Genomic DNA, 26,255 nt, shown 5'->3' on the forward strand with positions numbered 1-26,255 from the left:
TCATATGCTATACATGGTACTTTTAATTAATTTAGCACAAGAATGTTAAATTTAATAAGCAAAAGGTTATTTCACTGTATGATAAAAACCACCCGTTATAATTTATTCGTGAGAATCGTTTTTTGAGTGTTAGAAATTTATATCTAAATAGCGTTGATTAATGACCAAAGCCAGACTCCTGTAATGCTCACAAGACTCTTCTGCATTCGACGGCGGTTCTAGGGAAGGTGCGAACAAGTCCCTGATATGAGATCATGTTTGTCATCTGGAGCCATGGAACAGGGTTCATCATGAGTCATCAACTTACCTTCGCCGACAGTGAATTCAGCAGTAAGCGCCGTCAGACCAGAAAAGAGATTTTCTTGTCCCGCATGGAGCAGATTCTGCCATGGCAAAACATGGTGGAAGTCATCGAGCCGTTTTACCCCAAGGCTGGTAATGGCCGGCGACCTTATCCGCTGGAAACCATGCTACGCATTCACTGCATGCAGCATTGGTACAACCTGAGCGATGGCGCGATGGAAGATGCTCTGTACGAAATCGCCTCCATGCGTCTGTTTGCCCGGTTATCCCTGGATAGCGCCTTGCCTGACCGCACCACCATCATGAATTTCCGCCACCTGCTGGAGCAGCATCAACTGGCCCGCCAATTGTTCAAGACCATCAATCGCTGGCTGGCCGAAGCAGGCGTCATGATGACTCAAGGCACCTTGGTCGATGCCACCATCATTGAGGCACCCAGCTCGACCAAGAACAAAGAGCAGCAACGCGATCCGGAGATGCATCAGACCAAGAAAGGCAATCAGTGGCACTTTGGCATGAAGGCCCACATTGGTGTCGATGCCAAGAGTGGCCTGACCCACAGCCTGGTCACCACCGCGGCCAACGAGCATGACCTCAATCAGCTGGGTAATCTGCTGCATGGAGAGGAGCAATTTGTCTCAGCCGATGCCGGCTACCAAGGGGCGCCACAGCGCGAGGAGCTGGCCGAGGTGGATGTGGACTGGCTGATCGCCGAGCGCCCCGGCAAGGTAAGAACCTTGAAACAGCATCCACGCAAGAACAAAACGGCCATCAACATCGAATCCATGAAAGCCAGCATCCGGGCCAAGGTGGAGCACCCATTTCGCATCATCAAGCGACAGTTCGGCTTCGTGAAAGCCAGATACAAGGGGTTGCTGAAAAACGATAACCAACTGGCGATGTTATTCACGCTGGCCAACCTGTTTCGGGCGGACCAAATGATACGTCAGTGGGAGAGATCTCACTAAAAACTGGGGATAACGCCTTAAATGGCGAAGAAACGGTCTAAATAGGCTGATTCAAGGCATTTACGGGAGAAAAAATCGGCTCAAACATGAAGAAATGAAATGACTGAGTCAGCCGAGAAGAATTTCCCCGCTTATTCGCACCTTCCCTAGTCAGTAGTAGATGTTTAAGGCGTGGCAGAGACATTTCATCCTTACTCTACAGCATTGGTCCACATACAAATCGTGGTTGTGACACTTCACTTATCATCAGTGAGCGAACAGAGAATAGTTCAGTGATTTGAGTAATTAACCTGATTAAATGAAGAGGCATGATAAATGATAATACTCTGGCTTTATCGTTAATTACTTAATTCCACATGTAAGCAATTTGCCCGCTTGGCATAGCGGGCATTTTTTCCAGGTACTTTTGAATGAGTACTGATGGATAAATACATTGCAGTGGCGTGCCACGTACCAAAACACCAGCCCTCATTCGAAACTACCTACCGCACTGCTTCTTTAAAATGGCGTTAGTCGTGAAATATTGACCGCCATCGAGTCCCCCTTGTAACCTTAACTCTTCCTGATACGTGAATAATGATTTGGTGGCCCTTGCTGGACTTGAACCAGCGACCGGACGATTATGAGTCGTCTGCTCTAACCACTGAGCTAAAGGGCCTTGAGTATGCAATAACAATACTTATATACCACGCAATAAACATGATGATCTTATGATGTAAATAACAGATTTTTATACGTTCTCATTCATCCTGGGTCGTCATTACCTGCGACATAAAACCCGACACCGATTCCATTCACAAAGTCGATACTCTCAGTCAACAAGCAAATGCTAATACTTAGCACTATTTATAGTTACCATCGATTCAATGATAGTTTGTAATGATTTTGTATCTAATAATATAACTTTATTACATTAACTGAAGAGTTTTCGCATCATTATGATATCTGTTACTTTTCACCCCATAAAAATAAACTTCATATAGCAATATATTCTTTCATAGATCTTATTCTGCTAATCATTAGTTTCGTATGAGCGATTTTTGACAGTTGCCTCTCCAGACCACATCGATAATTAAAAAAACAGATTTAAGCATTATCCTTTTCCATATAAATATTGGATAAAAGTAGGACATCTGTTTGCAATTACTTTCACAACAATTAAACATTTTTATGTTTCCGTATACACCATATTACTCTACCATTAGAGGAACTTTATTATGTTTTCTATAAAACCAGGACCAAGAAATTTACCTATCGACAACCCCACATTGTTATCATGGAACATTACTGACGGGGATCTAAATTCCAAATTAAATACATTAGAATATCTAAACTGTATAACAAATATTATTAATTCTTGTGGAGTTTATCCTCAGGATTTAAAAGACAGAGAAATTATATCAACTTTTCACGCAGAAAAAGTTATTAATGATCTGTTAAAAAACAATTATAAAATTTCCCTTTTTCCAGATACAACTTACCGAGAGTTGAATAAAGCAGCACAGCGTAGCATTACAGCGCCAGACAGGATAGGAGAAGGAAAAACATGGGTTTATCAACGAGATACAATGGTTGAAAGAGGTGATAACAGCGGTGTTCATCAGTATGGTCCAGCTGAACATTTTACTCACATTATATCTGACAAACCGTCCCCAAAAGATAAGTATGTTGCATATGCTATTAACATTCCTGACTATGAACTGGCAGCTGATGTATATAATATTAACGTAACGTCACCTACCGGCCAGCAAGAAACATTTAAAATATTAATCAATCCAGAACATCTACGGCAAACACTTGAGCGTAAATCTCTTACTGCTGTTCAGAAATCACAATGTGAAATCATCACCCCCAAAAAACCTGGCGAAGCGATTCTTCATGCTTTTAATGCCACCTATCAACAAATCAGGAAAAATATATCTGAGTTTGCACGTTGTCATTATGGGTATATACAAATCCCTCCCGTAACCACTTTCCGCGCCGACGGACCAGAAACTCCCGAAGAAGAAAAAGGTTACTGGTTTCACGCTTATCAACCCGAAGATCTTTGTACTATCCATAATCCAATGGGAGATTTGCAGGATTTTATCGCATTGGTTAAAGATGCCAAAAAATTTGGTATCGATATCATCCCTGATTATACATTTAACTTTATGGGAATCGGGGGTAGTGGTAAAAATGATCTGGATTATCCCTCTGCCGATATACGAGCGAAGATCAGTAAAGATATAGAAAGTGGTATCCCTGGCTATTGGCAAGGTCAGGTCTTGATTCCCTTTATTATAGATCCAGTAACAAAAGAACGTGACCAAATCCATCCAGAAGATATACATCTCACTGCAAAAGACTTCGAAGCAAGTAAAGATAATATTTCTAAGGATGAATGGGAAAACCTCCATGCATTAAAAGAAAAGCGTTTAAATGGAATGCCTAAAACAACCCCCAAAAGTGACCAGGTTATTATGTTGCAAAATCAATACGTTCGTGAAATGCGAAAATATGGCGTACGAGGTTTACGTTATGATGCAGCAAAACACTCAAAACATGAACAAATAGAGAGGTCGATAACCCCACCGCTTAAAAATTATAATGAGCGGTTGCACAATACAAATTTATTTAATCCAAAATATCAAAAAAAAGCTGTTATGAATTACATGGAATACCTGGTAACTTGTCCGTTAGATGAACAACAAATGTCATCGCTGCTTTATGAAAGAGATGATTTAAGCGCCATTGATTTTTCATTGCTCATGAAGACGATAAAAGCCTTTTCATTCGGTGGAGATCTCCAAGCCCTTGCATCAAAACCGGGCTCCACAATCTCAAGCATCCCATCAGAAAGACGGATATTGATTAACATCAACCACGATTTCCCTAACAATGGTAATCTTTTCAATGACTTTTTATTTAACCATCAGCAAGATGAACAATTAGCAATGGCATATATGGCCGCTCTCCCGTTCAGCAGGCCTTTAGTTTACTGGGATGGTCAGGTATTAAAATCAACGACTGAGATTAAAAATGATGATGGGTCCACTCGTGTCGGCGGTGAAGCGTGGCTTAATAAAGGTTGCTCTACCTATCAGCAGCTCTACAATGAATTCCACGCATTATATATAGATAAAGAAGGAATATGGAGCGCATTTGAGGGTGTATTTGCAACTAAAAATGTTCTGGCCTTTAGTCGTGGGGATTCTGTGAACATTAATCACTCTCCTCATGATGGACTAGTTATAATAAATAAAGGAAACGAAGAAGTTGAAGGTACCTGGCCTAACAAATTGCAACCAGGAATATATAAAAACATGGGGAGTAATAGCGTTACCATTATTAATAATAATACACGCAAAAGTATTCCCCCTGGTAAAGTATTTACGCTTAGAGGTGGAGCTCTAAATATCAATATTCCTGGGCGCAGCGCTCTTCTTTTAGGGAAAACAGGAGAACCGCCGAACTATTTCTATTTGTAATTTAATGTTATATCTGCCCCGCTAAAACGGGGCAGATAATATGTTTAGTTTACTAACGGTCATTTTGCAGTGAAGCCATTTACTGTTTTTTATCGACCAGATAATCTGTTCTCTGATGGTAGCTCCCCCTAACCTGTTGCTTTAGTTATTCATTTCCTGTCTCACTTTGCCTTAATACCCCACATTAAATGTTACTAATTTGTTGTCTTTGATCACAATAAGAAAACAATATGTCGCTTTTGTGCGCATTTTTCAGAAATGTAGATATTTTTAGATTATGGCTACGAAATGAGCATCGCCATGTCACCCTACATCTCATAAGAGGATCGCTTCTGATGAATGCACTGACCGCCGTACAAAATAACGCTGTCGATTCAGGCCAGGACTATAGCGGATTCACTCTCATCCCGTCGGCGCAATCCCCGCGTCTGCTGGAACTCACCTTCACTGAACAGACGACCAAACAGTTTCTCGAGCAGGTTGCCGAATGGCCCGTACAGGCGCTGGAGTACAAATCGTTTCTGCGTTTTCGGGTAGGAAAAATTCTTGACGATCTGTGTGCGAATCAGCTGCAACCGTTGCTGTTAAAGACCCTGCTAAACCGCGCTGAAGGTGCGTTGTTGATCAATGCGGTGGGTGTCGATGATGTGAAGCAAGCGGATGAGATGGTGAAGCTGGCGACGGCGGTGGCGCATCTGATTGGTCGCTCCAATTTCGATGCGATGAGCGGTCAGTATTACGCGCGTTTTGTAGTGAAAAATGTCGATAACTCAGACAGCTATCTGCGCCAGCCGCACCGCGTGATGGAACTGCACAACGACGGCACGTATGTCGAAGAGATCACCGATTACGTGCTGATGATGAAAATCGATGAGCAGAACATGCAGGGTGGAAATTCGTTGCTGCTGCATCTCGATGACTGGGAACATCTGGACCACTATTTCCGCCATCCACTGGCGCGTCGCCCGATGCGCTTTGCCGCGCCGCCGAGCAAAAACGTCAGCAAAGATGTTTTCCATCCAGTGTTCGACGTTGATCAACAGGGTCGCCCGGTGATGCGCTATATCGACCAGTTCGTCCAGCCAAAAGATTTTGAAGAAGGCGTGTGGTTGAGCGAGCTATCCGATGCCATTGAAACCAGCAAAGGCATTCTTTCTGTACCTGTTCCCGTTGGCAAATTCCTGTTGATAAACAACCTGTTCTGGCTGCACGGTCGCGACCGCTTTACTCCGCACCCGGATCTGCGCCGTGAACTGATGCGCCAGCGTGGCTATTTCGCTTACGCCACTCACCACTACCAGACGCATCAGTAAGCGCAAAGGAATTGAGCGGATGTATGATTTTGTGATTATTGGCGGCGGCATCATCGGCATGTCGACCGCCATGCAACTGATTGATGTTTATCCGGATGCCCGCATTGCGTTGCTGGAAAAAGAGTCCGGCCCGGCCTGTCACCAGACGGGCCACAACAGTGGCGTGATCCATGCCGGGGTCTATTACACGCCCGGTAGCCTGAAGGCACAGTTTTGCCTGGCGGGAAACCGCGCCACCAAAGCCTTTTGCGATCAAAACGGCATTCGCTATGACAACTGCGGAAAGATGCTGGTCGCCACCTCTGAACTCGAAATGGAACGGATGCGCGCGTTGTGGGAACGCACGGCGGCTAACGGGATCGAGCGCGAGTGGTTAAACGCTGAGGAACTGCGAGAGCGCGAACCGAATATCACCGGGCTCGGCGGTATTTTTGTGCCGTCCAGCGGCATTGTCAGCTACCGCGAAGTGACAGCGGCAATGGCAAAAATCTTCCAGGCCAGAGGCGGTGAGATTATCTATAACGCCGAAGTCAGCGGCCTTAGTGAGCATAAAAACGGTGTGGTGATACGTACCCGACAAGGCGGCGAATATGAAGCATCGACGCTGATTAGCTGTTCCGGGCTGATGGCTGACCGGCTGGTGAAAATGCTCGGCCTCGAGCCGGGCTTTATTATCTGCCCGTTCCGCGGCGAGTATTTCCGCCTTGCGCCGGAGCATAACCAGATTGTTAACCACCTGATTTACCCCATTCCCGACCCCGCGATGCCATTTTTGGGCGTGCATCTCACCCGCATGATCGACGGCAGCGTGACCGTCGGGCCAAACGCGGTGCTGGCTTTCAAACGCGAAGGCTATCGCAAGCGCGACTTCTCATTTAGCGACACGCTGGAAATTTTGGGCTCGTCGGGGATTCGCCGGGTGCTGCAAAACCATCTACGCTCAGGACTGGGCGAGATGAAAAACTCGCTGTGCAAAAGCGGCTATCTGCGGCTGGTGCAAAAGTATTGTCCCCGGCTTTCGTTAAGCGATCTCCAGCCCTGGCCCGCCGGTGTGCGGGCGCAGGCAGTATCGCCGGACGGCAAGCTGATTGACGATTTTCTGTTTGTCACCACCCCACGCACGATCCACACCTGCAATGCGCCCTCCCCGGCAGCGACATCAGCAATTCCTATTGGTGCGCATATTGTCAGCAAGGTACAAACGCTGTTGGCAAGCCAGAGTAACCCCGGACGCACGCTGCGAGCGGCACGTAGTGTGGATGCCTTACACGCCGCATTTAATCAATAACCTTTGAAAACAGGACGTAACAATGAAACTTAACGACAGTAACTTATTCCGCCAGCAGGCGTTGATTAACGGGGAATGGCTGGACGCCAACAATGGCGAGGTCATCGACGTCACCAATCCGGCGAACGGCGACAAGCTGGGTAGCGTGCCGAAAATGGGCGCTGATGAAACCCGCGCCGCTATCGACGCCGCCAACCGCGCCCTGCCCGCCTGGCGTGCGCTCACCGCCAAAGAACGCGCCAACATTCTGCGCAACTGGTTCAATTTGATGATGGAGCATCAGGACGATTTAGCGCGCCTGATGACCCTCGAACAGGGCAAACCACTGGCCGAAGCGAAAGGCGAAATCAGCTACGCTGCCTCTTTTATTGAGTGGTTTGCCGAAGAAGGCAAACGTATTTATGGCGACACCATTCCCGGTCATCAGGCCGACAAACGCCTGATTGTTATCAAACAGCCGATTGGCGTTACCGCCGCCATCACGCCGTGGAACTTCCCGGCGGCGATGATTACCCGTAAAGCCGGTCCGGCGCTGGCGGCAGGCTGCACGATGGTGCTGAAACCTGCCAGTCAGACGCCGTTCTCTGCGCTGGCGCTGGCGGAACTGGCGATTCGCGCAGGCGTTCCGGCTGGCGTATTTAACGTGGTCACCGGTTCGGCGGGCGCGGTCGGTAACGAACTGACCAGCAATCCGCTGGTGCGCAAGCTGTCGTTTACCGGCTCGACCGAAATTGGTCGCCAGTTAATGGAACAGTGCGCGAAAGATATTAAAAAAGTGTCGCTGGAGCTGGGCGGCAACGCGCCATTTATCGTCTTTGAGGATGCCGACCTCGACAAAGCCGTGGAAGGCGCGCTGGCCTCGAAATTCCGCAACGCCGGGCAAACCTGCGTCTGCGCCAACCGTTTATACGTGCAGGACGGCGTGTATGACCGCTTTGCCGAAAAATTACAGCAGGCGGTGAGCAAACTGCACATCGGCGACGGGCTGGAGAATGGCGTCACCATCGGGCCGCTGATCGATGAAAAAGCGGTAGCAAAAGTGGAAGAGCATATTGCCGATGCGCTGGAGAGAGGTGCGCGTGTGGTTTGCGGCGGTAAAGCGGATGACCGCGGCGGCAACTTCTTCCAGCCGACCATTCTGGTGGACGTTCCGGCCAACGCCAAAGTGTCGAAAGAAGAGACGTTCGGCCCCCTTGCCCCGCTATTCCGCTTTAAAGATGAAGCCGATGTGATTGCGCAGGCCAATGACACCGAGTTTGGCCTTGCCGCCTATTTCTACGCCCGTGATTTAAGCCGCGTCTTCCGCGTGGGCGAGGCGCTGGAGTACGGCATCGTCGGCATTAATACTGGCATTATTTCCAATGAAGTGGCCCCGTTCGGCGGCATTAAAGCCTCGGGTCTGGGTCGTGAAGGTTCGAAGTATGGCATCGAAGATTACTTAGAAATCAAATATATGTGCATCGGTCTTTAACTGGAGAACGCGAATGAGCAGCAATAAAGAATTAATGCAGCGCCGCAGTCAGGCAGTTCCTCGTGGCGTTGGGCAAATTCACCCCATTTTCGCTGATCGCGCGGAAAACTGCCGGGTGTGGGACGTTGAAGGCCGTGAGTATCTTGATTTCGCGGGCGGCATTGCAGTGCTCAATACCGGGCACCTGCATCCGAAAGTGGTTGCGGCGGTGGAAGCGCAGTTGAAAAAGCTGTCGCACACCTGCTTCCAGGTGCTGGCCTACGAGCCGTATCTGGAGCTGTGCGAAATAATGAATCAGAAGGTGCCGGGCGATTTTGCCAAAAAAACGCTGCTGGTAACGACCGGTTCTGAAGCGGTGGAGAACGCGGTGAAAATCGCCCGCGCCGCCACCAAACGCAGCGGGACCATCGCCTTTAGCGGCGCGTATCACGGGCGCACGCATTACACGCTGGCGCTGACCGGCAAGGTGAATCCTTACTCTGCGGGCATGGGCCTGATGCCAGGGCATGTTTATCGCGCACTTTATCCGTGTCCACTGCACGGCATAAGCGAGGATGACGCTATCGCCAGCATCCACCGGATCTTCAAAAATGACGCCGCGCCGGAAGATATCGCCGCCATCGTGATTGAGCCGGTTCAGGGTGAAGGCGGTTTCTACGCCGCGACGCCAGCCTTTATGCAGCGTTTACGCGCGTTGTGTGACGAGCACGGGATCATGCTGATTGCCGATGAAGTGCAGAGCGGCGCGGGGCGTACCGGCACGCTGTTTGCGATGGAGCAGATGGGCGTTGCGCCGGATCTTACCACCTTTGCGAAATCGATCGCAGGCGGCTTCCCGCTGGCGGGCGTCACCGGGCGCGCGGAAGTGATGGATGCCGTCGCTCCAGGCGGTCTGGGCGGCACCTATGCGGGTAACCCGATTGCCTGCGTGGCTGCGCTGGAAGTGTTGAAGGTGTTTGAGCAGGAAAATCTGCTGCAAAAAGCCAACGATCTGGGGCAGAAACTGAAAGACGGATTGCTGGCGATAGCCGAAAAACATACTGAGATCGGCGACGTACGCGGGCTGGGAGCGATGATTGCCATCGAGCTGTTTGAAGATGGCGATCACAGCAAACCAGACGCAAAACTCACCGCCGAGATCGTGGCGCGTGCTCGCGATAAGGGCTTGATTCTTCTCTCCTGCGGCCCGTATTACAACGTGCTGCGCATCCTTGTACCGCTCACCATTGAAGACGCTCAGATCCGTCAGGGTCTGGAGATCATCAGCCAGTGTTTTGCAGAGGCGAAGCAGTAGTCATGTCCGTTCGTAAGAGTTAACCGTTGCTAAGGGAATGATAACGATGCAGTAAAAAATAATAACGATGAGGCGAACGACAAAGTTAAAAACGACTGCGGACAGTCCCCTCGCCCCTCTGGGGAGAGGGTTAGGGTGAGGGGTAAAAAACGCGACTAACCCCTCCCCCGGCCCTATCCCTGAGGGAGAAGGAGAAAACCATCCCGCTTTCGTTTTTAAGATTTTGTTGACCGTCTCAATTACACGCGTGACCCGACGCGGGAAATGTCGGGGCGCTCTCCCAAGTGACACACTTTCGAGAGGATTCAGGATGGGGCAATCATCGCAACCACATGAGTTAGGCGGCGGGCTGAAGTCACGCCACGTCACCATGTTGTCTATTGCCGGTGTTATCGGCGCAAGTCTGTTTGTCGGTTCCAGCGTCGCCATCGCCGAAGCGGGCCCGGCGGTATTACTGGCCTATCTGTTCGCCGGATTACTGGTGGTTATGATTATGCGGATGTTGGCGGAAATGGCGGTTGCCACGCCCGACACGGGTTCGTTTTCCACCTATGCAGATAAAGCTATTGGTCGTTGGGCGGGCTATACCATCGGCTGGTTGTACTGGTGGTTTTGGGTACTGGTTATCCCGCTGGAAGCCAACATCGCCGCCATGATCCTGCACTCGTGGGTTCCAGGCATTCCCATCTGGTTATTTTCCCTCGTCATTACCCTCGCCTTAACTGGCAGTAATTTATTAAGCGTTAAAAACTACGGCGAATTTGAGTTCTGGCTGGCGCTGTGCAAAGTCATCGCTATCCTGGCCTTTATTTTCCTTGGTGCAGTCGCAATTAGCGGTTTTTACCCTTATGCCGAAGTGAGCGGGATCTCAAGATTGTGGGATAGCGGCGGCTTTATGCCCAACGGCTTCGGCGCAGTATTAACCGCGATGTTGATCACCATGTTCTCGTTTATGGGCGCAGAAATTGTCACCATTGCCGCCGCGGAATCTGACACGCCGGAAAAACATATTGTCCGCGCCACCAACTCGGTTATCTGGCGTATTTCTATCTTCTATTTGTGCTCTATTTTTGTCGTCGTGGCATTAATACCGTGGAATATGCCGGGGCTGAAAGCCGTTGGATCTTATCGCTCGGTTCTGGAGTTGCTCAATATTCCCCATGCGAAATTAATCATGGACTGCGTGATATTACTTTCCGTAACCAGTTGCCTGAACTCGGCGCTGTATACCGCTTCCAGAATGCTCTACTCCTTAAGCCGTCGCGGTGATGCTCCCGCGGTAATGGGTAAAATCAACCGCAGTAAAACCCCGTATGTGGCGGTATTACTCTCGACCGGTGCGGCATTTTTAACGGTGGTGGTGAATTATTACGCGCCTGCGAAAGTGTTTAAATTTCTGATCGACAGCTCCGGCGCTATCGCCCTGCTGGTTTATTTAGTCATCGCCGTTTCACAATTGCGGATGCGCAAAATTCTGCGAGCAGAAGGAAGCGAAATTCGCCTGCGGATGTGGCTTTATCCGTGGCTCACCTGGCTGGTCATCGGCTTTATTACCTTTGTGTTGGTAGTGATGCTATTCCGCCCGGCGCAACAGTTAGAAGTGATCTCCACCGGCTTATTAGCGATAGGGATTATCTGTACCGTGCCAATTATGGCTCGCTGGAAAAAGCTGGTATTGTGGCAAAAAACACCCGTTCATAATACGCGCTGATAATGATCAGGAGTCACACCATGACCATTACGTCTCTGGATGGCTATCGCTGGCTGAAGAACGATATTATTCGCGGTAATTTTCAACCGGATGAAAAATTACGGATGAGTTTGCTTACATCGCGTTATGCACTTGGCGTTGGGCCGTTACGGGAAGCTCTTTCGCAACTGGTGGCGGAACGGCTGGTCACGGTGGTGAATCAAAAAGGGTATCGGGTGGCGTCTATGTCAGAGCAGGAGCTGCTCGATATTTTCGACGCCCGCGCCAATATGGAAGCGATGCTGGTCAGTCTGGCGATTGCCCGCGGTGGCGATGAATGGGAGGCAGACGTTCTCGCAAAAGCGCATCTGCTCAGTAAGCTGGAGGCCTGTGACGCCAGTGAGAAAATGCTTGATGAGTGGGATCTGCGTCATCAGGCGTTTCATACGGCAATTGTGGCGGGCTGTGGTTCTCACTATTTGCTGCAAATGCGTGAACGGTTGTTTGATCTGGCGGCGCGCTATCGATTTATCTGGCTGCGGCGAACAGTGCTTTCGGTGGAGATGCTGGAGGATAAACACGATCAGCACCAGACCCTGACAGCGGCGGTACTGGCGCGAGATACCGCGCGCGCCAGTGAGTTAATGCGCCAGCATTTACTGACGCCAATTCCCATTATCCAGCAGGCGATGGCTGGCAATTAACTACTCTTCAGGAATACGCAACACTTGCCCCGGGTAAATTTTATCCGGGCTTTTGAGCATCGGTTTATTCGCTTCGAAGATTTTATTGTACAGATTGGCGTTACCGTAGACCTGTTTGGAAATGGCACTCAGAGTGTCGCCAGACTTAACGGTATAAAACTGGCTGGCAGCGGCTGGTGTCGCCGTTTTCACCTGATCATCGACACTGGCAATACCGGAAATATTCCCCACCGCAACAAGGATTTTCTCCTTCGCCTCCTGACTCAGGCCATCACCCGTGACCGTCGCTTTGCCGTCGGCGATTTGAATGTTCACTTTATCGGCATCAGGTATACCGGTTTTGTTCAGATGCTCCTGCACCTTCTTCGCCTGATCGTCTTTATCGTGCTGACCTGTAACCGCGTCCCAGAGTTTTTCTCCGGCATCTTTCACAAAATTGAACAGACCCATAGCTACCTCATTCGTTAACGGAAACACTCAGAAAGTGTAGCAGAGGAACGCGGCGCGTTAACGCCGCGGGGGTGAGGACAGGTTTAATCGCGGGTTTGCACCCAGAAAGCGTGAATCAAACCGGGGATATATCCAAGCAGTGTCAGCAGAATATTAATAATGAACGCCCAACCGAACCCTTTACCGAGCAGCACGCCGAGCGGCGGCAGAATGATGGTGATGACGATTCTCCAGAAACCCATATGTACTCCCTATAAGAAAATTACTCATTGTTTAAAAAGAGATTTTATCTCTTAAGCGTAGTAATTTTAGCGGAGCCTGCCAGTTTCAGCTTACGCTTTTACTCTCATTTACGCTGCTGATGCTGGCATATGTTATATTTTTAGTTTAGAGTTTACTTAATTTAGAAAATGCTTAAATAACTATGACTGAACTCGCGCAATTACAGGCCAGTGCCGAACAGGCAGCGGCCTTATTGAAAGCAATGAGCCACCCTAAACGGTTGCTGATTCTGTGCATGCTTAGCGGTTCCCCCGGCACCAGCGCGGGAGAGCTGACGCGCATTACCGGACTGAGTGCCTCTGCGACATCACAGCATCTCGCTCGTATGCGGGACGAAGGGCTTATCGACAGCCAACGGGATGCCCAACGCATTCTATATTCCATTAAAAATGAGGCGGTAAATGCCATTATCGCCACCCTGAAAAATGTCTATTGTCCGTAAGGAGTCACTATGGCTTTGACAACCATTTCGCCGCATGATGCACAAGAATTAATCGCACGCGGCGCAAAGTTAATCGATATTCGTGACGCTGATGAATATCTTCGTGAACATATTCCTGAAGCAGATCTGGCTCCATTATCCGTGCTGGAACAGTCAGGTCTTCCGGCTAAATTACGTCGCGAGCAAATTATATTCCACTGCCAGGCAGGTAAACGCACCAGTAATAACGCCGATAAATTAGCAGCGATTGCCGCCCCCGCAGAAATCTTTTTACTCGAAGATGGGATTGATGGCTGGAAAAAAGCAGGATTACCAGTAGCGGTAAATAAATCTCAACCCTTGCCGTTAATGCGCCAGGTGCAGATCGCTGCGGGTGGTTTAATATTAATCGGCGTTATACTGGGCTATACCGTAAATAGCGGTTTCTTCTTATTAAGCGGCTTTGTTGGTGCCGGGTTACTGTTTGCAGGAATTAGCGGTTTTTGTGGGATGGCAAGGTTGTTAGATAAGATGCCGTGGAACCAACGAGCTTGAGAAGCGACGCCGGACGCGCCATAGCGGCGGCATCCGGCCTCAGTAATTAGATCAGGAAATCGTCGAGAGATTTACCTTCTGCCAGCGCCTGAGCGATTGGCTTCGGTGTACGGCCCTGACCGGTCCAGGTTTTAGTTTCACCGTTAACATCAGTGAATTTATATTTCGCCGGACGCGGCTGGCGTTTTTTACCAGCGCGTGGTGCAGCAGCAGAGCTATTACCCAATAACTCTTCCGGGTTAATTCCGTCAGCTTTCATCAGCTCCAGCCAGGTGCTAATTTTTTCCTGACGCTCAGCCAGTTCACGCTGCTGCTGTTCTTCTTCTTCACGTCTTTCTTTAGTGACAACCCTGAATTTTTCGAGCATTTCTTCAAGAACGTCAATGGAGAATTCGCGAGCCATCGCACGGAGAGTGCGAATGTTATTTAAACTTTGTAACATTACGGACATAATAAAGAAAACCTTTTAACGCCAAAACAAAAAAGTATTTCGTCGCGTAGTGTAAGCGATCACTTATTATATTTCCACAAAATTTAATCTATTTACAGTCCTGCACGAGATTATTTCAGCTGTTATTTTCTGAAACTCTCAGAATAATTTCAAGATTATATATTAGCCATTTTGATGAGTAATTTCGGTTATTGGTGAACAGAGCGGCGCTCTCTGCTCGCTAATTCCGCAAGCCTGACAAAACCAAAGTGAATAAAAATGCAATTTAACCGAATAAATGAAAACACCCCTCACTGGTGCTTTCTGCTGTCAATGTACATTTTCTGGCATAAAAAATGCTGAAAATGACCCGGTCACGACATACACCGAATTCTCTACGCTTATAGCGTTACCTCACCCCCAAACTTTCATTAGTGTAATTAAAGGCAGGATCATATCTAATTGATTCAATTGAAAATAAACCATATCGGCATGTAAAAATCCACAATGTACAAAAAACGCGCCGTTACGGAATATTTTATCTACAAAAACAGTTTAAATAAAAATTTTTCACTAATTGATTAGTCATAGCCAGCGATATACGCTATGCGAAAATGCAGATGGCAATGAGATCCACTGCTTTCATCTCCATTCACATCCCATTACGCTTTTATTAAGGAGCATTAGCATGTTCTCACCGCAGTCACGCTTGCGTCATGCAGTTGCAGATACGTTCGCGATGGTTGTTTACTGTTCTGTCGTGAACATGTGTATTGAAGTTTTCCTCTCCGGAATGAGCTTCGAACAGTCTTTTTATTCCAGATTGGTAGCGATTCCGGTGAACATCTTAATTGCATGGCCATACGGTATGTACCGCGATCTGTTTATGCGCGCAGCACGCAAAGTTAGCCCGTCGGGCTGGATAAAAAATCTGGCGGATATCATGGCTTATGTGACGTTCCAGTCACCGGTGTATGTGGCGATCTTGTTAGTGGTGGGCGCAGACTGGCATCAGATTATGGCGGCGGTCAGTTCAAACATCGTTGTTTCGATGTTGATGGGGGCGGTTTATGGCTACTTCCTCGATTATTGCCGCCGACTGTTTAAAGTTAGCCGTTACCAGCAGGTAAAAGCCTGACCCTTCTTTTCGCGACTGGCATCGCCAGTCGCGTCTTTAACTGGCTTCGCCAAATAAACCATTCAAATAACGTTCAAGCGCAACACGCGAACTAAAGCCATGCGGGATACCGTAATGCTCATGACGTTCACCCGCTAAATAGAGCGGAAATTGTTGATAATGATCGCAAGTTTTAATATCGGAAGCGGGTTCAGCCAGTGTTGAACTACGTTCTTTTAATGTTGGATGAATCACCAGGGCGGTACGTCCCATTCGCGCTTCGCGATTAACATAGACATAATTTTCCCCACGGCGGTAACCATAAGCTTTCTGGGTTACCACATCGACAGTAAAACCGACTTTTTCAAGTACGCGCGCCACCTCGTCTGGTCGTAAATACATATTTGATCCTCGTTATTATCAACCGCGGGCCTACCTTACCTGATTGCGCATTCACAACGCTTTCAGAAAAGTCCATAAAGCCGCGATGAACCTCAGTTAAGAAAATTATGGTCTACACTGAAAATTACATCGAATTCTAATGGGGGATCATATGTTTAACCGACCGAACCGCAACGACGTTGATGATGGCGTGCAGGATATCCAGAATGATGTCAATCAATTAGCTGACAGCCTCGAGTCTGTGTTGAAGTCCTGGGGCAGCGACGCCAAAGGGGAAGCAGAAGCCGCTCGCAGTAAAGCGCAGGCTCTACTGAAAGAAACCAGGGCGCGAATGCATGGTCGTACTCGCGTCCAGCAAGCCGCACGCGATGCCGTTGGCTGCGCGGATTCTTTTGTTCGTGAAAGACCCTGGTGTAGCGTGGGTACAGCAGCTGCGGTAGGTATTTTTATCGGCGCACTGTTAAGCATGCGCAAATCGTAGTGCAAAAATGATAATAAATACGCGTCTTTGACCCCGAAGCCTGGCTTCGGGGTTTTTTAGCTTAAGGCTTTACGTAATTGTTGTGCTACCTGTCGCGCCATACCTTCGTTAACGATATTAGTAAACGAGAGCAGTAATCCACCTTCCCCACTTGAACGGATACGCCAGTCGCTAAGTGCCTGCACCGCAAGGCCTGCAGCATTGGCTTTACGCGCATGGGCAATATCATCGCCTATCATTCTGATCACCATCTGGATACCACCTTTCTGCGGCACAACCTGAAATCCTTGCTGCGTCAACGCTTGCTCAATCCATTGCCGACGTTGAGCATAATGCTGACGCATTTTCTTCAGATGCCGCCAGAAATGCCCCTCGCGAAGAAAGTCTGCCAGTGTGTTCTGCCATAGAACAGGTACCGCACATGGAGCCAGTGACGCCTGGTGGCGGAATTGTGCAATTTGCTTCACCGGCAACACCAGCCACGCACAGCGCAATGCAGGAAATAGCGCTTTGCTGAATGTTCCGGCATAAATTACCCGCTGCGGTGCGTCGAGACTTTTTAACGCCGGTAACGGCTTACCGTGATAGCGAAACTCACTGTCATAATCATCTTCAATAATCCATGCCTGACTACGATCTGCCCATTCCAGTATCTGATGCCTGCGCGCTAAAGAGAGCGCCACACCCAGCGGACTTTGGTGTGCTGGTGTTATCAGGGCAAAACGCGCATCAGGATAATTTTGTATTCCGCATGTGATATCCAGTCCATTGTCATCAACCGGCACAGGCAAAATTTCCACATCATGGCGAGTGACAATCGGGCGAATCAGTGGAAAGCCGGGATCTTCTATCCACATCCCGTTTCCCGGTTTCGCCAGCGCGTGCAGAATTAAAGCTATTGAGGCCGCATAACCGTGAGTGATAAAGACCTGCTCTGGCTGACAATCAATCCCACGTGAAACGCGTAAGTAATCAACTATTGCCTCGCGCAACGCCACCTCACCGCAGACATCGCCTAACGCCAAATCAAAGCGCGTCTGGGTACGAAGGCGACGCCCCATCACCCGCGCCCACAGCTCTCGCGGAAAGAGATCGAGTGCGGGTAATCCCATTTGAAATGGCAACGGTTGCTGACTTTCACCGGCAAAAGCTACAACTTGTACAGTAGATTGTTGCGGATATATCCGCTCACTGACAAATGTGCCAGCCTGTCCCCGCCTGATCAGCCATCCTTGCGCCACCAGCTCAGCATACGCATTTTCGACAGTGGATCGAGACACCCCCAGCTCCTGCGACCAGGTACGACTTGAAGGCAGCCTTGCGCCGGGTTTCAGTTCCCCTTGCTCAATAGCCGTTTTTAACTGACGGGCGATATCCTGATAGCGCGGCATATGGTCTGCTTTTTTAGGTAATTTATGGCTCTCTTTAGCAGTCCATTATAGTGCTACATTGCGGGCGTTAATAAGAGGAGAAACTGTATGACTACATTACGTCAGCCTTACTACGAACTTAGCCCGGCAGTGTATAACGCACTAGTGCAGGCCAAAACGGCACTGGAAAATAGCACGCTGGATACCACGTTGATGGAGTTAGTTTATTTGCGCGTCTCGCAAATCAACGGCTGCGCATTTTGTCTGGAGATGCACAGCAAAGCATTGCGCAAATCCGGCGTGCCACAGCACAAACTGGACGCCCTGGCAGGTTGGCGCGTAAGCCATCATTTTGATGAACGCGAGCGGGCGGCGCTGGCATGGGCGGAATCGGTAACCGAAATTGCCAGAACCCATGCGGAAGACGAGGTTTATCAGCCTTTGCTTGAGCATTTCAGCGCAGCAGAGATCAGCGACTTAACGTTTGCCATCGGGCTGATGAATTGTTTTAACCGTCTGGCCGTTTCCATGCGGATGTAACTTCTTGATGCCGGGTATTCACCCGGCAAAAAAACACAAAATCCCCTACCCCGTTGAGCCATTCATCGGTGGCGTAATCAATCTAAAATTCCCATATCTTGTATGGTTGAATCTTTTTTCAACTACATCTAGTATCTCTGTATCAACAGAGAGACAACCCGACGCGTATCATCGCGCCGTATCTTCATTTTAAACGGAAATACGAATCATGCGCATTACTATTTACACTCGTAACGATTGCGTTCAGTGCCACGCCACCAAACGGGCGATGGAAAACCGGGGCTTTGATTTTGAAATGATTAATGTCGATCACGTTCCTGAAGCGGCGGAAGCGTTGCGTGCTCAGGGCTTTCGTCAGTTGCCGGTAGTGATTGCTGGCGATCTTAGCTGGTCTGGTTTCCGCCCGGACATGATCAATCGTCTGCATCCAGCGCCACACGCGGCCAGTGCATGAGCCAGCTCGTCTACTTTTCCAGTAGCTCCGAAAATACGCAGCGTTTTATCGAACGTTTAGGACTGCCCGCGGTGCGCATCCCGCTCAATGAGCGGGAACGGATTCAGGTAGACGAGCCTTACATCCTGATCGTGCCCTCTTACGGCGGCGGCGGTACGGCTGGCGCAGTGCCACGACAGGTCATTCGCTTTTTAAACGACGAGCACAACCGGGTGTTGCTGCGCGGCGTTATTGCTTCGGGTAATCGCAACTTTGGTGAGGCGTATGGCCGCGCCGGAGATGTGATAGCCCGGAAATGCGGCGTGCCGTGGCTGTACCGCTTTGAACTCATGGGTACGCAAAGCGATATCGAAAACGTTCGTAAAGGAGTAACCGAATTTTGGCAACGACAACCGTAGAACGCCTGACGCAGGAAACGATGGATTACCACGCGCTGAATGCGATGCTTAACCTTTACGATAGCGCAGGTCGCATTCAGTTCGATAAAGATCGCCAGGCCGTTGACGCCTTTATGGCGACACATGTGCGTCCGAACAGTGTGACCTTCAGTAGCCAGCAGCAGCGCCTGAACTGGCTGGTCAACGAAGGTTACTATGATGAAAACGTCCTCAACCGCTACTCTCGCGATTTTGTCATTACGCTGTTTGCCCACGCGCACGCCAGCGGTTTTCGTTTCCAGACATTCCTCGGAGCATGGAAGTTTTACACCAGCTATACGTTGAAGACATTCGACGGTAAGCGTTATCTGGAAGATTTTGCCGATCGAGTCACGATGGTGGCGCTGACGCTGGCACAAGGCGATGAAACTCTGGCGACGCAACTGACCGATGAGATGCTGTCAGGACGCTTTCAGCCAGCCACGCCAACATTCCTCAACTGCGGTAAGCAGCAGCGCGGCGAACTGGTTTCCTGTTTTTTGCTGCGTATTGAAGACAATATGGAGTCGATTGGTCGGGCGGTAAATTCCGCACTGCAACTGTCGAAACGCGGCGGCGGCGTAGCATTTTTGCTGTCGAATCTGCGAGAAGCGGGCGCGCCAATTAAACGTATTGAAAATCAATCATCTGGCGTGATTCCGGTGATGAAAATGCTGGAAGACGCATTTTCCTATGCCAACCAGCTCGGCGCGCGTCAGGGTGCTGGCGCAGTCTATTTACATGCCCATCATCCCGATATTCTGCGTTTTCTCGATACGAAACGGGAAAATGCCGACGAGAAAATCCGCATTAAAACACTGTCGCTGGGCGTGGTGATCCCGGATATCACTTTCCATCTGGCAAAAGAGAATGCGCAGATGGCACTGTTTTCGCCTTATGACGTTGAGCGGGTTTATGGCAAGCCGTTTGCTGATATCGCCATCAGTGAACACTATGCCGAACTGGTTGCCAATGAACGCATCCGCAAAAAATACCTCAACGCCCGTGATTTCTTCCAGCGACTGGCAGAAATCCAGTTTGAGTCCGGCTATCCCTACATCATGTATGAAGACACGGTTAACCGTGCTAACCCTATCGCCGGGCGCATAAATATGAGCAATCTCTGCTCAGAAATTTTGCAGGTTAACAGCGCCTCAGAGTATGACGAGAATCTCGACTATGCCCGCACAGGCCATGATATTTCCTGCAATTTAGGTTCGTTGAATATTGCCCACACCATGGATTCCCCCGACTTTGCCCGCACGGTAGAGACTGCCGTGCGCGGTTTAACGGCGGTGTCAGATATGAGTCATATCCGCAGCGTGCCGTCCATCGAAGCCGGAAATGCCGCCTCACACGCCATCGGACTGGGGCAGATGAATTTACACGGCTATCTGGCGCGAGAAGGCATCGCTTATGGTTCGCCGGAAGCACTGGATTTCACCAATCTCTATTTCTATACCATCACCTGGCACGCACTGCGTACCTCGATGTTGCTGGCGCGCGAACGCGGTGAAACCTTCGCCGGGTTCAAACAGTCACGCTATGCCAGTGGTGAATATTTTAGCCAATATCTGCAAGGGAACTGGCAGCCGAAAACGGCGAAAGTTGGCGAACTGTTTACCCGTAGCGGTATTACGTTACCTACCCGTGAGATGTGGGCGCAGCTGCGCGACGACGTGATGCGCTACGGCATTTACAACCAGAATCTTCAGGCGGTGCCGCCCACCGGTTCTATCTCTTATATCAACCATGCTACGTCGAGTATTCATCCAATTGTGGCGAAAGTAGAGATACGCAAAGAGGGCAAAACAGGGCGCGTTTACTACCCTGCCCCGTTTATGACTAACGAAAATCTGGCGCTGTATCAGGACGCTTACGAAATCGGCGCAGAAAAGATCATCGACACCTACGCGGAAGCGACTCGCCATGTCGATCAGGGGCTGTCGCTGACGCTGTTTTTCCCCGATACCGCCACCACTCGCGATATCAACAAAGCGCAGATTTACGCCTGGCGCAAGGGTATCAAAACGCTCTACTACATCCGCCTGCGTCAGATGGCGCTGGAAGGCACTGAAATTGAAGGCTGCGTCTCCTGTGCACTTTAAGGAATATCTATGAAACTCTCACGTATCAGCGCCATCAACTGGAACAAGATATCTGACGATAAAGATCTGGAGGTGTGGAATCGCCTGACCAGCAATTTCTGGCTACCAGAAAAGGTGCCGCTGTCGAACGATATTCCTGCATGGCAGACATTAAGTGTCGTAGAACAACAACTGACGATGCGCGTTTTTACTGGCCTGACGCTGCTCGACACGCTGCAAAATGTTATCGGCGCGCCTTCGCTGATGCCCGATGCGCTCACGCCTCATGAAGAGGCGGTATTATCGAATATCAGCTTTATGGAAGCGGTTCATGCCCGCTCTTACAGTTCGATTTTCTCGACGCTGTGCCAGACCAAAGATGTCGATGCCGCCTACGCCTGGAGTGAAGAAAACGCGCCGTTGCAGCGAAAAGCTCAGATTATTCAGCAACATTATCGCGGTGATAATCCGCTGAAAAAGAAAATCGCCAGTGTGTTTCTTGAATCTTTTTTGTTCTATTCCGGTTTCTGGCTACCGATGTATTTTTCCAGCCGCGGAAAGCTGACCAATACCGCAGACCTGATCCGTCTGATTATCCGCGATGAAGCAGTCCACGGTTACTACATCGGCTATAAATATCAGAAAAGCCAGGAAAAGATCTCCCAGGCACAACGTGAAGAGTTGAAGAGTTTCGCCTTCGATTTGTTGCTGGAACTTTATGACAACGAGTTGCAATACACCGATGAGCTGTACGCCGAAACCCCGTGGGCTGACGATGTGAAAGCGTTTCTCTGTTACAACGCCAATAAGGCGTTGATGAATCTGGGCTACGAACCGTTATTTCCCGCAGAAATGGCGGAAGTGAATCCGGCAATCCTCGCCGCGCTTTCGCCGAATGCCGATGAAAATCATGATTTCTTTTCCGGTTCAGGCTCTTCATATGTGATGGGAAAAGCGGTCGAAACAGAAGATGAAGACTGGAATTTCTGAGGGTGTTATTTTTCAAAAATATCACTACCCGCAGCAGGGAAATAATTCCCGCCAAATAGCTTTATATCACGCAAATAATTTGTGGTGATCTACACTGATACTCTGTTGCATTATTCGCCTGAAACCACAATATTCAGGCGTTTTTTTGCTATCTTTGACAAAAAATATCAACTTTTCTCGATTTGCTCTCAGCCCTTATATCATGGGAAATTCCGGCGATTTGCTCACATCAATATTCATGCCACATTTGCCATCAGGGGTTGCCTCAGATTCTCAGTATGTTAGGGTAGAAAAAAGTGACTATTTCCATTGGGTAATGTATCGACATAAACAAATAACAGGAATCTTTCTATTGCATGGCAATTAAATTAGAAATTAAAAATCTTTATAAAATATTTGGTGAGCATCCACAGCGAGCTTTCAAATATATCGAACAAGGACTTTCAAAAGAACAAATTCTGGAAAAAACTGGGCTATCGCTTGGCGTAAAAGACGCCAGTCTGGCCATTGAAGAAGGCGAGATATTTGTCATCATGGGATTATCCGGTTCGGGTAAATCCACAATGGTACGCCTTCTCAATCGCCTGATTGAACCCACCCGCGGGCAAGTGCTGATTGATGGTGTGGATATTGCCAAAATATCCGACGCCGAACTCCGTGAGGTGCGCAGAAAAAAGATTGCGATGGTCTTCCAGTCCTTTGCCTTAATGCCGCATATGACCGTGCTGGACAATACTGCGTTCGGTATGGAATTGGCCGGAATTAATGCCGAAGAACGCCGGGAAAAAGCCCTTGATGCACTGCGTCAGGTCGGGCTGGAAAATTATGCCCACAGCTACCCGGATGAACTCTCTGGCGGGATGCGTCAACGTGTGGGATTAGCCCGCGCGTTAGCGATTAATCCGGATATATTATTAATGGACGAAGCCTTCTCGGCGCTCGATCCATTAATTCGCACCGAGATGCAGGATGAGCTGGTAAAATTACAGGCGAAACATCAGCGCACCATTGTCTTTATTTCCCACGATCTCGATGAAGCCATGCGTATTGGCGACCGAATTGCCATTATGCAAAATGGTGAAGTGGTGCAGGTTGGTACACCGGATGAAATTCTTAATAATCCGGCGAATGATTATGTCCGTACCTTCTTCCGTGGCGTCGATATTAGCCAGGTGTTCAGTGCGAAAGATATTGCCCGTCGTACACCGAACGGCTTAATTCGTAAAACCCCCGGCTTCGGCCCGCGTTCGGCACTGAAATTATTGCAGGATGAAGATCGCGAATATGGCTACGTCATCGAACGCGGTAATAAGTTTGTCGGCGCTGTGTCTATCGATTCGCTTAAAGCCGCGTTAACGCAGCAGCAAGGTCTTGATGCGGCGCTGATTGATGCGCCGTTAGCGGTCGATGCACAAACGCCTCTTAGCGAGTTGCTCTCTCATGTCGGACAGGCCCCCTGTGCGGTGCCCGTGGTCGACGAGGACCAACAGTATGTCGGCATCATTTCGAAAGGAATGCTGCTGCGCGCTTTAGATCGTGAGGGGGTAAATAATGGCTGATCAAAATAATCCGTGGGATACCACGCCAGCGGCGGACAGTGCCGCACAGTCCGCAGACGCCTGGGGTACACCGGCGACTGCACCGACTGACGGCGGTGGTGCTGACTGGCTGACCAGTACGCCAGCGCCAAACGTCGAGCATTTTAATATTCTCGATCCGTTCCATAAAACGCTGATCCCGCTCGACAGTTGGGTCACTGAAGGGATCGACTGGGTCGTTACCCATTTCCGTCCCGTCTTCCAGGGCGTGCGCGTTCCGGTTGATTACATCCTCAACGGTTTCCAGCAATTGCTGCTGGGTATGCCCGCTCCGGTGGCGATTATCGTTTTCGCTCTCATCGCCTGGCAAATTTCCGGTGTCGGAATGGGCGTGGCGACGCTGGTTTCGCTGATTGCCATCGGCGCAATCGGTGCCTGGTCACAGGCAATGGTTACTCTGGCGCTGGTGCTAACCGCCCTGCTGTTCTGTATCGTCATCGGTTTGCCGTTGGGGATCTGGCTGGCGAGAAGTCCACGAGCGGCGAAAATTATTCGTCCACTGCTTGATGCCATGCAGACCACGCCAGCGTTTGTCTACCTGGTGCCAATCGTCATGCTGTTTGGTATCGGTAACGTGCCGGGCGTGGTGGTGACGATCATCTTTGCGCTGCCGCCGATTATCCGTCTGACGATTCTGGGAATTAACCAGGTTCCGGCGGATCTGATTGAAGCCTCGCGCTCATTCGGTGCCAGCCCGCGCCAGATGCTGTTCAAAGTTCAGTTACCGCTGGCGATGCCGACCATTATGGCGGGCGTTAACCAGACGCTGATGCTGGCCCTTTCTATGGTGGTCATCGCCTCGATGATTGCCGTCGGCGGGCTGGGTCAGATGGTGCTTCGCGGTATCGGTCGTCTGGATATGGGGCTTGCCACCGTTGGCGGCGTCGGGATTGTGATCCTCGCCATTATCCTCGACCGCCTGACGCAGGCCGTTGGGCGCGACTCACGCAGTCGCGGCAACCGTCGCTGGTACACCACTGGCCCTGTTGGTTTGCTGACCCGCCCATTCATTAAGTAACTCTGCACTTGCCCGGTAACGCCGGGCATATCACCCTGCCAAAAAAAGGAATAACAATGCGACATAGCGTACTTTTTGCGACAGCGTTTGCCACGCTTATCTCTACACAAACTTTTGCTGCCGACCTGCCGGGCAAAGGCATTACAGTTAATCCAGTTCAAAGCACCATCACCGAAGAAACCTTCCAGACACTGCTGGTCAGTCGTGCGCTGGAGAAATTAGGTTATACCGTCAATAAACCCAGCGAAGTGGATTACAACGTTGGCTACACCTCGCTTGCTTCCGGCGATGCAACCTTCACCGCCGTGAACTGGACGCCACTGCATGACAACATGTACGAAGCTGCCGGTGGCGATAAGAAATTTTATCGTGAAGGAGTATTTGTTAACGGCGCGGCACAGGGTTACCTGATCGATAAGAAAACTGCCGACCAGTACAAAATCACCAACATCGCGCAACTTAAAGATCCGAAGATCGCCAAACTGTTCGATACCAACGGCGACGGTAAAGCGGATTTAACCGGCTGTAACCCAGGCTGGGGCTGCGAAGGTGCGATCAACCACCAGCTTGCCGCGTATGGACTGACCAATACCGTGACGCATAATCAGGGGAACTACGCAGCGATGATGGCTGACACCATCAGTCGTTACAAAGAGGGTAAGCCGGTGTTTTACTACACCTGGACGCCGTACTGGGTGAGTAACGAACTGAAACCGGGGAAAGATGTGGTCTGGTTGCAGGTGCCGTTCTCCGCACTGCCGGGCGATAAAAATGCCGATACCAAACTGCCGAATGGCGCGAATTACGGCTTCCCGGTCAGTACCATGCATATCGTTGCCAACAAAGCCTGGGCCGAGAAAAACCCGGCAGCAGCGAAACTGTTTGCCATTATGCAGTTACCAGTGGCAGATATTAACGCCCAGAACGCCATTATGCATGACGGCAAAGCCTCAGAAGGCGATATTCAGGGCCACGTTGATGGCTGGATCAAAGCCCACCAGCAGCAGTTCGATGGCTGGGTGAATGAGGCGCTGGCAGCGCAGAAGTAAATATTGATAACCGCGCAGATAATGCTCATGTGAGTAAAACAATTGCAGCGATGGTTTTAATCCCGCTGAAAATCGATGAGACGTTTTCTGAAGG

At 49.6% G+C, this 26,255-nt stretch carries 25 protein-coding genes and 1 tRNA gene; 20 read left to right on the plus strand and 6 right to left on the minus strand.

Going from position 1 to position 26,255, the window contains the following annotated elements:
• The first annotated feature begins 290 nt into the window (after window positions 1-290).
• Complete coding sequence (locus G434_RS15300) at window positions 291-1,271, plus strand: IS5-like element IS5 family transposase (RefSeq protein WP_000019400.1); 981 nt, start codon at window positions 291-293, stop codon at window positions 1,269-1,271.
• Window positions 1,272-1,853: 582 nt separating this feature from the next.
• On the opposite strand, the gene G434_RS15295 is transcribed toward G434_RS15300, so the two are convergent.
• Window positions 1,854-1,929 (minus strand) — tRNA-Ile (locus G434_RS15295).
• Window positions 1,930-2,488: 559 nt separating this feature from the next.
• On the opposite strand from G434_RS15295, the gene G434_RS15290 reads away from it, so the two are divergent.
• From G434_RS15290 to csiR, 7 genes are all read left to right on the plus strand, one after another.
• Window positions 2,489-4,741, plus strand: coding sequence for an alpha amylase C-terminal domain-containing protein (locus tag G434_RS15290; protein WP_000491430.1), 2,253 nt, complete (start codon window positions 2,489-2,491; stop codon window positions 4,739-4,741).
• A 335-nt stretch (window positions 4,742-5,076) separates the two neighbouring features.
• Window positions 5,077-6,054: a glutarate dioxygenase GlaH gene (gene glaH / locus G434_RS15285; protein ID WP_001309687.1), complete on the plus strand. Its 978-nt coding sequence runs from the start codon at window positions 5,077-5,079 to the stop codon at window positions 6,052-6,054.
• A 19-nt stretch (window positions 6,055-6,073) separates the two neighbouring features.
• Entirely contained in the window at window positions 6,074-7,342 is a 1,269-nt protein-coding gene (gene lhgO / locus G434_RS15280; RefSeq protein ID WP_000271983.1) for an L-2-hydroxyglutarate oxidase, read from the plus strand.
• A 22-nt stretch (window positions 7,343-7,364) separates the two neighbouring features.
• On the plus strand, window positions 7,365-8,813 hold the full coding sequence (gene gabD, locus G434_RS15275) for an NADP-dependent succinate-semialdehyde dehydrogenase (RefSeq protein ID WP_000772868.1): 1,449 nt from the start codon (window positions 7,365-7,367) through the stop codon (window positions 8,811-8,813).
• A gap of 13 nt (window positions 8,814-8,826) precedes the next feature.
• Window positions 8,827-10,107 (plus strand): 4-aminobutyrate--2-oxoglutarate transaminase, encoded by a 1,281-nt coding sequence (gene gabT / locus G434_RS15270; RefSeq protein ID WP_000097677.1) that lies wholly within the window; start codon window positions 8,827-8,829, stop codon window positions 10,105-10,107.
• 310 nt (window positions 10,108-10,417) lie between these two features.
• Window positions 10,418-11,818, plus strand: a complete 1,401-nt coding sequence (gabP, locus tag G434_RS15265) for a GABA permease (protein ID WP_001309688.1) — start codon at window positions 10,418-10,420, stop codon at window positions 11,816-11,818.
• 20 nt (window positions 11,819-11,838) lie between these two features.
• Window positions 11,839-12,501, plus strand: coding sequence for a DNA-binding transcriptional regulator CsiR (gene csiR, locus G434_RS15260; RefSeq protein ID WP_000156811.1), 663 nt, complete (start codon window positions 11,839-11,841; stop codon window positions 12,499-12,501).
• Here csiR and kbp read toward each other — a convergent pair whose 3' ends face one another.
• Window positions 12,502-12,951, minus strand: coding sequence for a potassium binding protein Kbp (kbp, locus tag G434_RS15255; RefSeq protein ID WP_000522413.1), 450 nt, complete (start codon window positions 12,949-12,951; stop codon window positions 12,502-12,504).
• 83 nt (window positions 12,952-13,034) lie between these two features.
• Window positions 13,035-13,193, minus strand: coding sequence for a YqaE/Pmp3 family membrane protein (locus G434_RS15250; protein ID WP_000508177.1), 159 nt, complete (start codon window positions 13,191-13,193; stop codon window positions 13,035-13,037).
• A 182-nt stretch (window positions 13,194-13,375) separates the two neighbouring features.
• Between G434_RS15250 and G434_RS15245 the strand changes: the two genes are divergently transcribed.
• Together G434_RS15245 and ygaP are read left to right on the plus strand one after the other, a co-directional pair.
• The gene (locus G434_RS15245; protein WP_000137280.1) at window positions 13,376-13,675 is read left to right on the plus strand and encodes an ArsR/SmtB family transcription factor; all 300 of its coding nucleotides are present in this window, start codon (window positions 13,376-13,378) and stop codon (window positions 13,673-13,675) included.
• A gap of 9 nt (window positions 13,676-13,684) precedes the next feature.
• Window positions 13,685-14,209 carry a thiosulfate sulfurtransferase YgaP gene (ygaP, locus tag G434_RS15240; RefSeq protein ID WP_001229449.1) on the plus strand — a complete coding sequence of 175 codons (525 nt, stop codon included), beginning with the start codon at window positions 13,685-13,687 and terminating at the stop codon, window positions 14,207-14,209.
• A gap of 46 nt (window positions 14,210-14,255) precedes the next feature.
• Here the strand turns inward: ygaP and stpA are convergent, their stop codons facing one another.
• Window positions 14,256-14,660: a DNA-binding protein StpA gene (gene stpA, locus G434_RS15235; RefSeq protein ID WP_000115383.1), complete on the minus strand. Its 405-nt coding sequence runs from the start codon at window positions 14,658-14,660 to the stop codon at window positions 14,256-14,258.
• Between the two features lie 667 nt (window positions 14,661-15,327).
• Here stpA and alaE point away from each other — a divergent pair.
• Window positions 15,328-15,777 (plus strand): L-alanine exporter AlaE, encoded by a 450-nt coding sequence (gene alaE, locus G434_RS15230; protein ID WP_000492658.1) that lies wholly within the window; start codon window positions 15,328-15,330, stop codon window positions 15,775-15,777.
• 36 nt (window positions 15,778-15,813) lie between these two features.
• Here the strand turns inward: alaE and G434_RS15225 are convergent, their stop codons facing one another.
• Window positions 15,814-16,158, minus strand: coding sequence for a DUF2002 family protein (locus G434_RS15225; RefSeq protein ID WP_000281320.1), 345 nt, complete (start codon window positions 16,156-16,158; stop codon window positions 15,814-15,816).
• A 151-nt stretch (window positions 16,159-16,309) separates the two neighbouring features.
• Between G434_RS15225 and G434_RS15220 the strand changes: the two genes are divergently transcribed.
• Window positions 16,310-16,639: an ElaB/YgaM/YqjD family protein gene (locus G434_RS15220; protein WP_001295174.1), complete on the plus strand. Its 330-nt coding sequence runs from the start codon at window positions 16,310-16,312 to the stop codon at window positions 16,637-16,639.
• Window positions 16,640-16,695: 56 nt separating this feature from the next.
• Here G434_RS15220 and G434_RS15215 read toward each other — a convergent pair whose 3' ends face one another.
• Entirely contained in the window at window positions 16,696-18,030 is a 1,335-nt protein-coding gene (locus tag G434_RS15215) for a MocR-like pyridoxine biosynthesis transcription factor PdxR (protein ID WP_001138431.1), read from the minus strand.
• A gap of 87 nt (window positions 18,031-18,117) precedes the next feature.
• On the opposite strand from G434_RS15215, the gene G434_RS15210 reads away from it, so the two are divergent.
• From G434_RS15210 to proX, 8 genes are all read left to right on the plus strand, one after another.
• Window positions 18,118-18,549, plus strand: a complete 432-nt coding sequence (locus G434_RS15210) for a carboxymuconolactone decarboxylase family protein (protein ID WP_000209797.1) — start codon at window positions 18,118-18,120, stop codon at window positions 18,547-18,549.
• Window positions 18,550-18,757: 208 nt separating this feature from the next.
• Complete coding sequence (gene nrdH, locus G434_RS15205) at window positions 18,758-19,003, plus strand: glutaredoxin-like protein NrdH (RefSeq protein WP_001223224.1); 246 nt, start codon at window positions 18,758-18,760, stop codon at window positions 19,001-19,003.
• Window positions 19,000-19,401, plus strand: a complete 402-nt coding sequence (gene nrdI / locus G434_RS15200; RefSeq protein WP_000080954.1) for a class Ib ribonucleoside-diphosphate reductase assembly flavoprotein NrdI — start codon at window positions 19,000-19,002, stop codon at window positions 19,399-19,401. Before nrdH ends, nrdI begins: the two co-directional genes overlap by 4 nt.
• Entirely contained in the window at window positions 19,383-21,527 is a 2,145-nt protein-coding gene (gene nrdE / locus G434_RS15195; RefSeq protein ID WP_000246634.1) for a class 1b ribonucleoside-diphosphate reductase subunit alpha, read from the plus strand. The genes nrdI and nrdE overlap by 19 nt, the downstream gene beginning before the upstream one ends.
• Window positions 21,528-21,536: 9 nt before the next feature.
• On the plus strand, window positions 21,537-22,496 hold the full coding sequence (nrdF, locus tag G434_RS15190; protein ID WP_000777951.1) for a class 1b ribonucleoside-diphosphate reductase subunit beta: 960 nt from the start codon (window positions 21,537-21,539) through the stop codon (window positions 22,494-22,496).
• Between the two features lie 356 nt (window positions 22,497-22,852).
• On the plus strand, window positions 22,853-24,055 hold the full coding sequence (gene proV, locus G434_RS15185; protein WP_000985490.1) for a glycine betaine/L-proline ABC transporter ATP-binding protein ProV: 1,203 nt from the start codon (window positions 22,853-22,855) through the stop codon (window positions 24,053-24,055).
• Entirely contained in the window at window positions 24,048-25,112 is a 1,065-nt protein-coding gene (gene proW, locus G434_RS15180; RefSeq protein WP_000774978.1) for a glycine betaine/L-proline ABC transporter permease ProW, read from the plus strand. The genes proV and proW overlap by 8 nt, the downstream gene beginning before the upstream one ends.
• A gap of 56 nt (window positions 25,113-25,168) precedes the next feature.
• Complete coding sequence (gene proX, locus G434_RS15175; RefSeq protein WP_001216531.1) at window positions 25,169-26,161, plus strand: glycine betaine/L-proline ABC transporter substrate-binding protein ProX; 993 nt, start codon at window positions 25,169-25,171, stop codon at window positions 26,159-26,161.
• The last annotated feature ends 94 nt before the right edge of the window (window positions 26,162-26,255 follow it).

This window comes from Escherichia sp. KTE172 (assembly GCF_000408845.1).
Taxonomy (GTDB): domain Bacteria; phylum Pseudomonadota; class Gammaproteobacteria; order Enterobacterales; family Enterobacteriaceae; genus Escherichia; species Escherichia coli.

Coding starts and splice junctions, on each gene's coding strand:
- alaE (WP_000492658.1), top strand. CDS start 15,328: ATGTTCTCACCGCAGTCACGCTTGCGTCATGCAGTTGCAGATACGTTC.
- ygaP (WP_001229449.1), top strand. CDS start 13,685: ATGGCTTTGACAACCATTTCGCCGCATGATGCACAAGAATTAATCGCA.
- csiR (WP_000156811.1), top strand. CDS start 11,839: ATGACCATTACGTCTCTGGATGGCTATCGCTGGCTGAAGAACGATATT.
- stpA (WP_000115383.1), bottom strand. CDS start 14,660: ATGTCCGTAATGTTACAAAGTTTAAATAACATTCGCACTCTCCGTGCG.
- G434_RS15215 (WP_001138431.1), bottom strand. CDS start 18,030: ATGCCGCGCTATCAGGATATCGCCCGTCAGTTAAAAACGGCTATTGAG.
- G434_RS15300 (WP_000019400.1), top strand. CDS start 291: ATGAGTCATCAACTTACCTTCGCCGACAGTGAATTCAGCAGTAAGCGC.
- G434_RS15250 (WP_000508177.1), bottom strand. CDS start 13,193: ATGGGTTTCTGGAGAATCGTCATCACCATCATTCTGCCGCCGCTCGGC.
- gabD (WP_000772868.1), top strand. CDS start 7,365: ATGAAACTTAACGACAGTAACTTATTCCGCCAGCAGGCGTTGATTAAC.
- nrdI (WP_000080954.1), top strand. CDS start 19,000: ATGAGCCAGCTCGTCTACTTTTCCAGTAGCTCCGAAAATACGCAGCGT.
- nrdH (WP_001223224.1), top strand. CDS start 18,758: ATGCGCATTACTATTTACACTCGTAACGATTGCGTTCAGTGCCACGCC.
- kbp (WP_000522413.1), bottom strand. CDS start 12,951: ATGGGTCTGTTCAATTTTGTGAAAGATGCCGGAGAAAAACTCTGGGAC.
- proW (WP_000774978.1), top strand. CDS start 24,048: ATGGCTGATCAAAATAATCCGTGGGATACCACGCCAGCGGCGGACAGT.
- proV (WP_000985490.1), top strand. CDS start 22,853: ATGGCAATTAAATTAGAAATTAAAAATCTTTATAAAATATTTGGTGAG.
- G434_RS15290 (WP_000491430.1), top strand. CDS start 2,489: ATGTTTTCTATAAAACCAGGACCAAGAAATTTACCTATCGACAACCCC.
- nrdF (WP_000777951.1), top strand. CDS start 21,537: ATGAAACTCTCACGTATCAGCGCCATCAACTGGAACAAGATATCTGAC.
- G434_RS15210 (WP_000209797.1), top strand. CDS start 18,118: ATGACTACATTACGTCAGCCTTACTACGAACTTAGCCCGGCAGTGTAT.
- lhgO (WP_000271983.1), top strand. CDS start 6,074: ATGTATGATTTTGTGATTATTGGCGGCGGCATCATCGGCATGTCGACC.
- G434_RS15220 (WP_001295174.1), top strand. CDS start 16,310: ATGTTTAACCGACCGAACCGCAACGACGTTGATGATGGCGTGCAGGAT.
- gabP (WP_001309688.1), top strand. CDS start 10,418: ATGGGGCAATCATCGCAACCACATGAGTTAGGCGGCGGGCTGAAGTCA.
- proX (WP_001216531.1), top strand. CDS start 25,169: ATGCGACATAGCGTACTTTTTGCGACAGCGTTTGCCACGCTTATCTCT.
- G434_RS15245 (WP_000137280.1), top strand. CDS start 13,376: ATGACTGAACTCGCGCAATTACAGGCCAGTGCCGAACAGGCAGCGGCC.
- glaH (WP_001309687.1), top strand. CDS start 5,077: ATGAATGCACTGACCGCCGTACAAAATAACGCTGTCGATTCAGGCCAG.
- G434_RS15225 (WP_000281320.1), bottom strand. CDS start 16,158: ATGTATTTACGACCAGACGAGGTGGCGCGCGTACTTGAAAAAGTCGGT.
- gabT (WP_000097677.1), top strand. CDS start 8,827: ATGAGCAGCAATAAAGAATTAATGCAGCGCCGCAGTCAGGCAGTTCCT.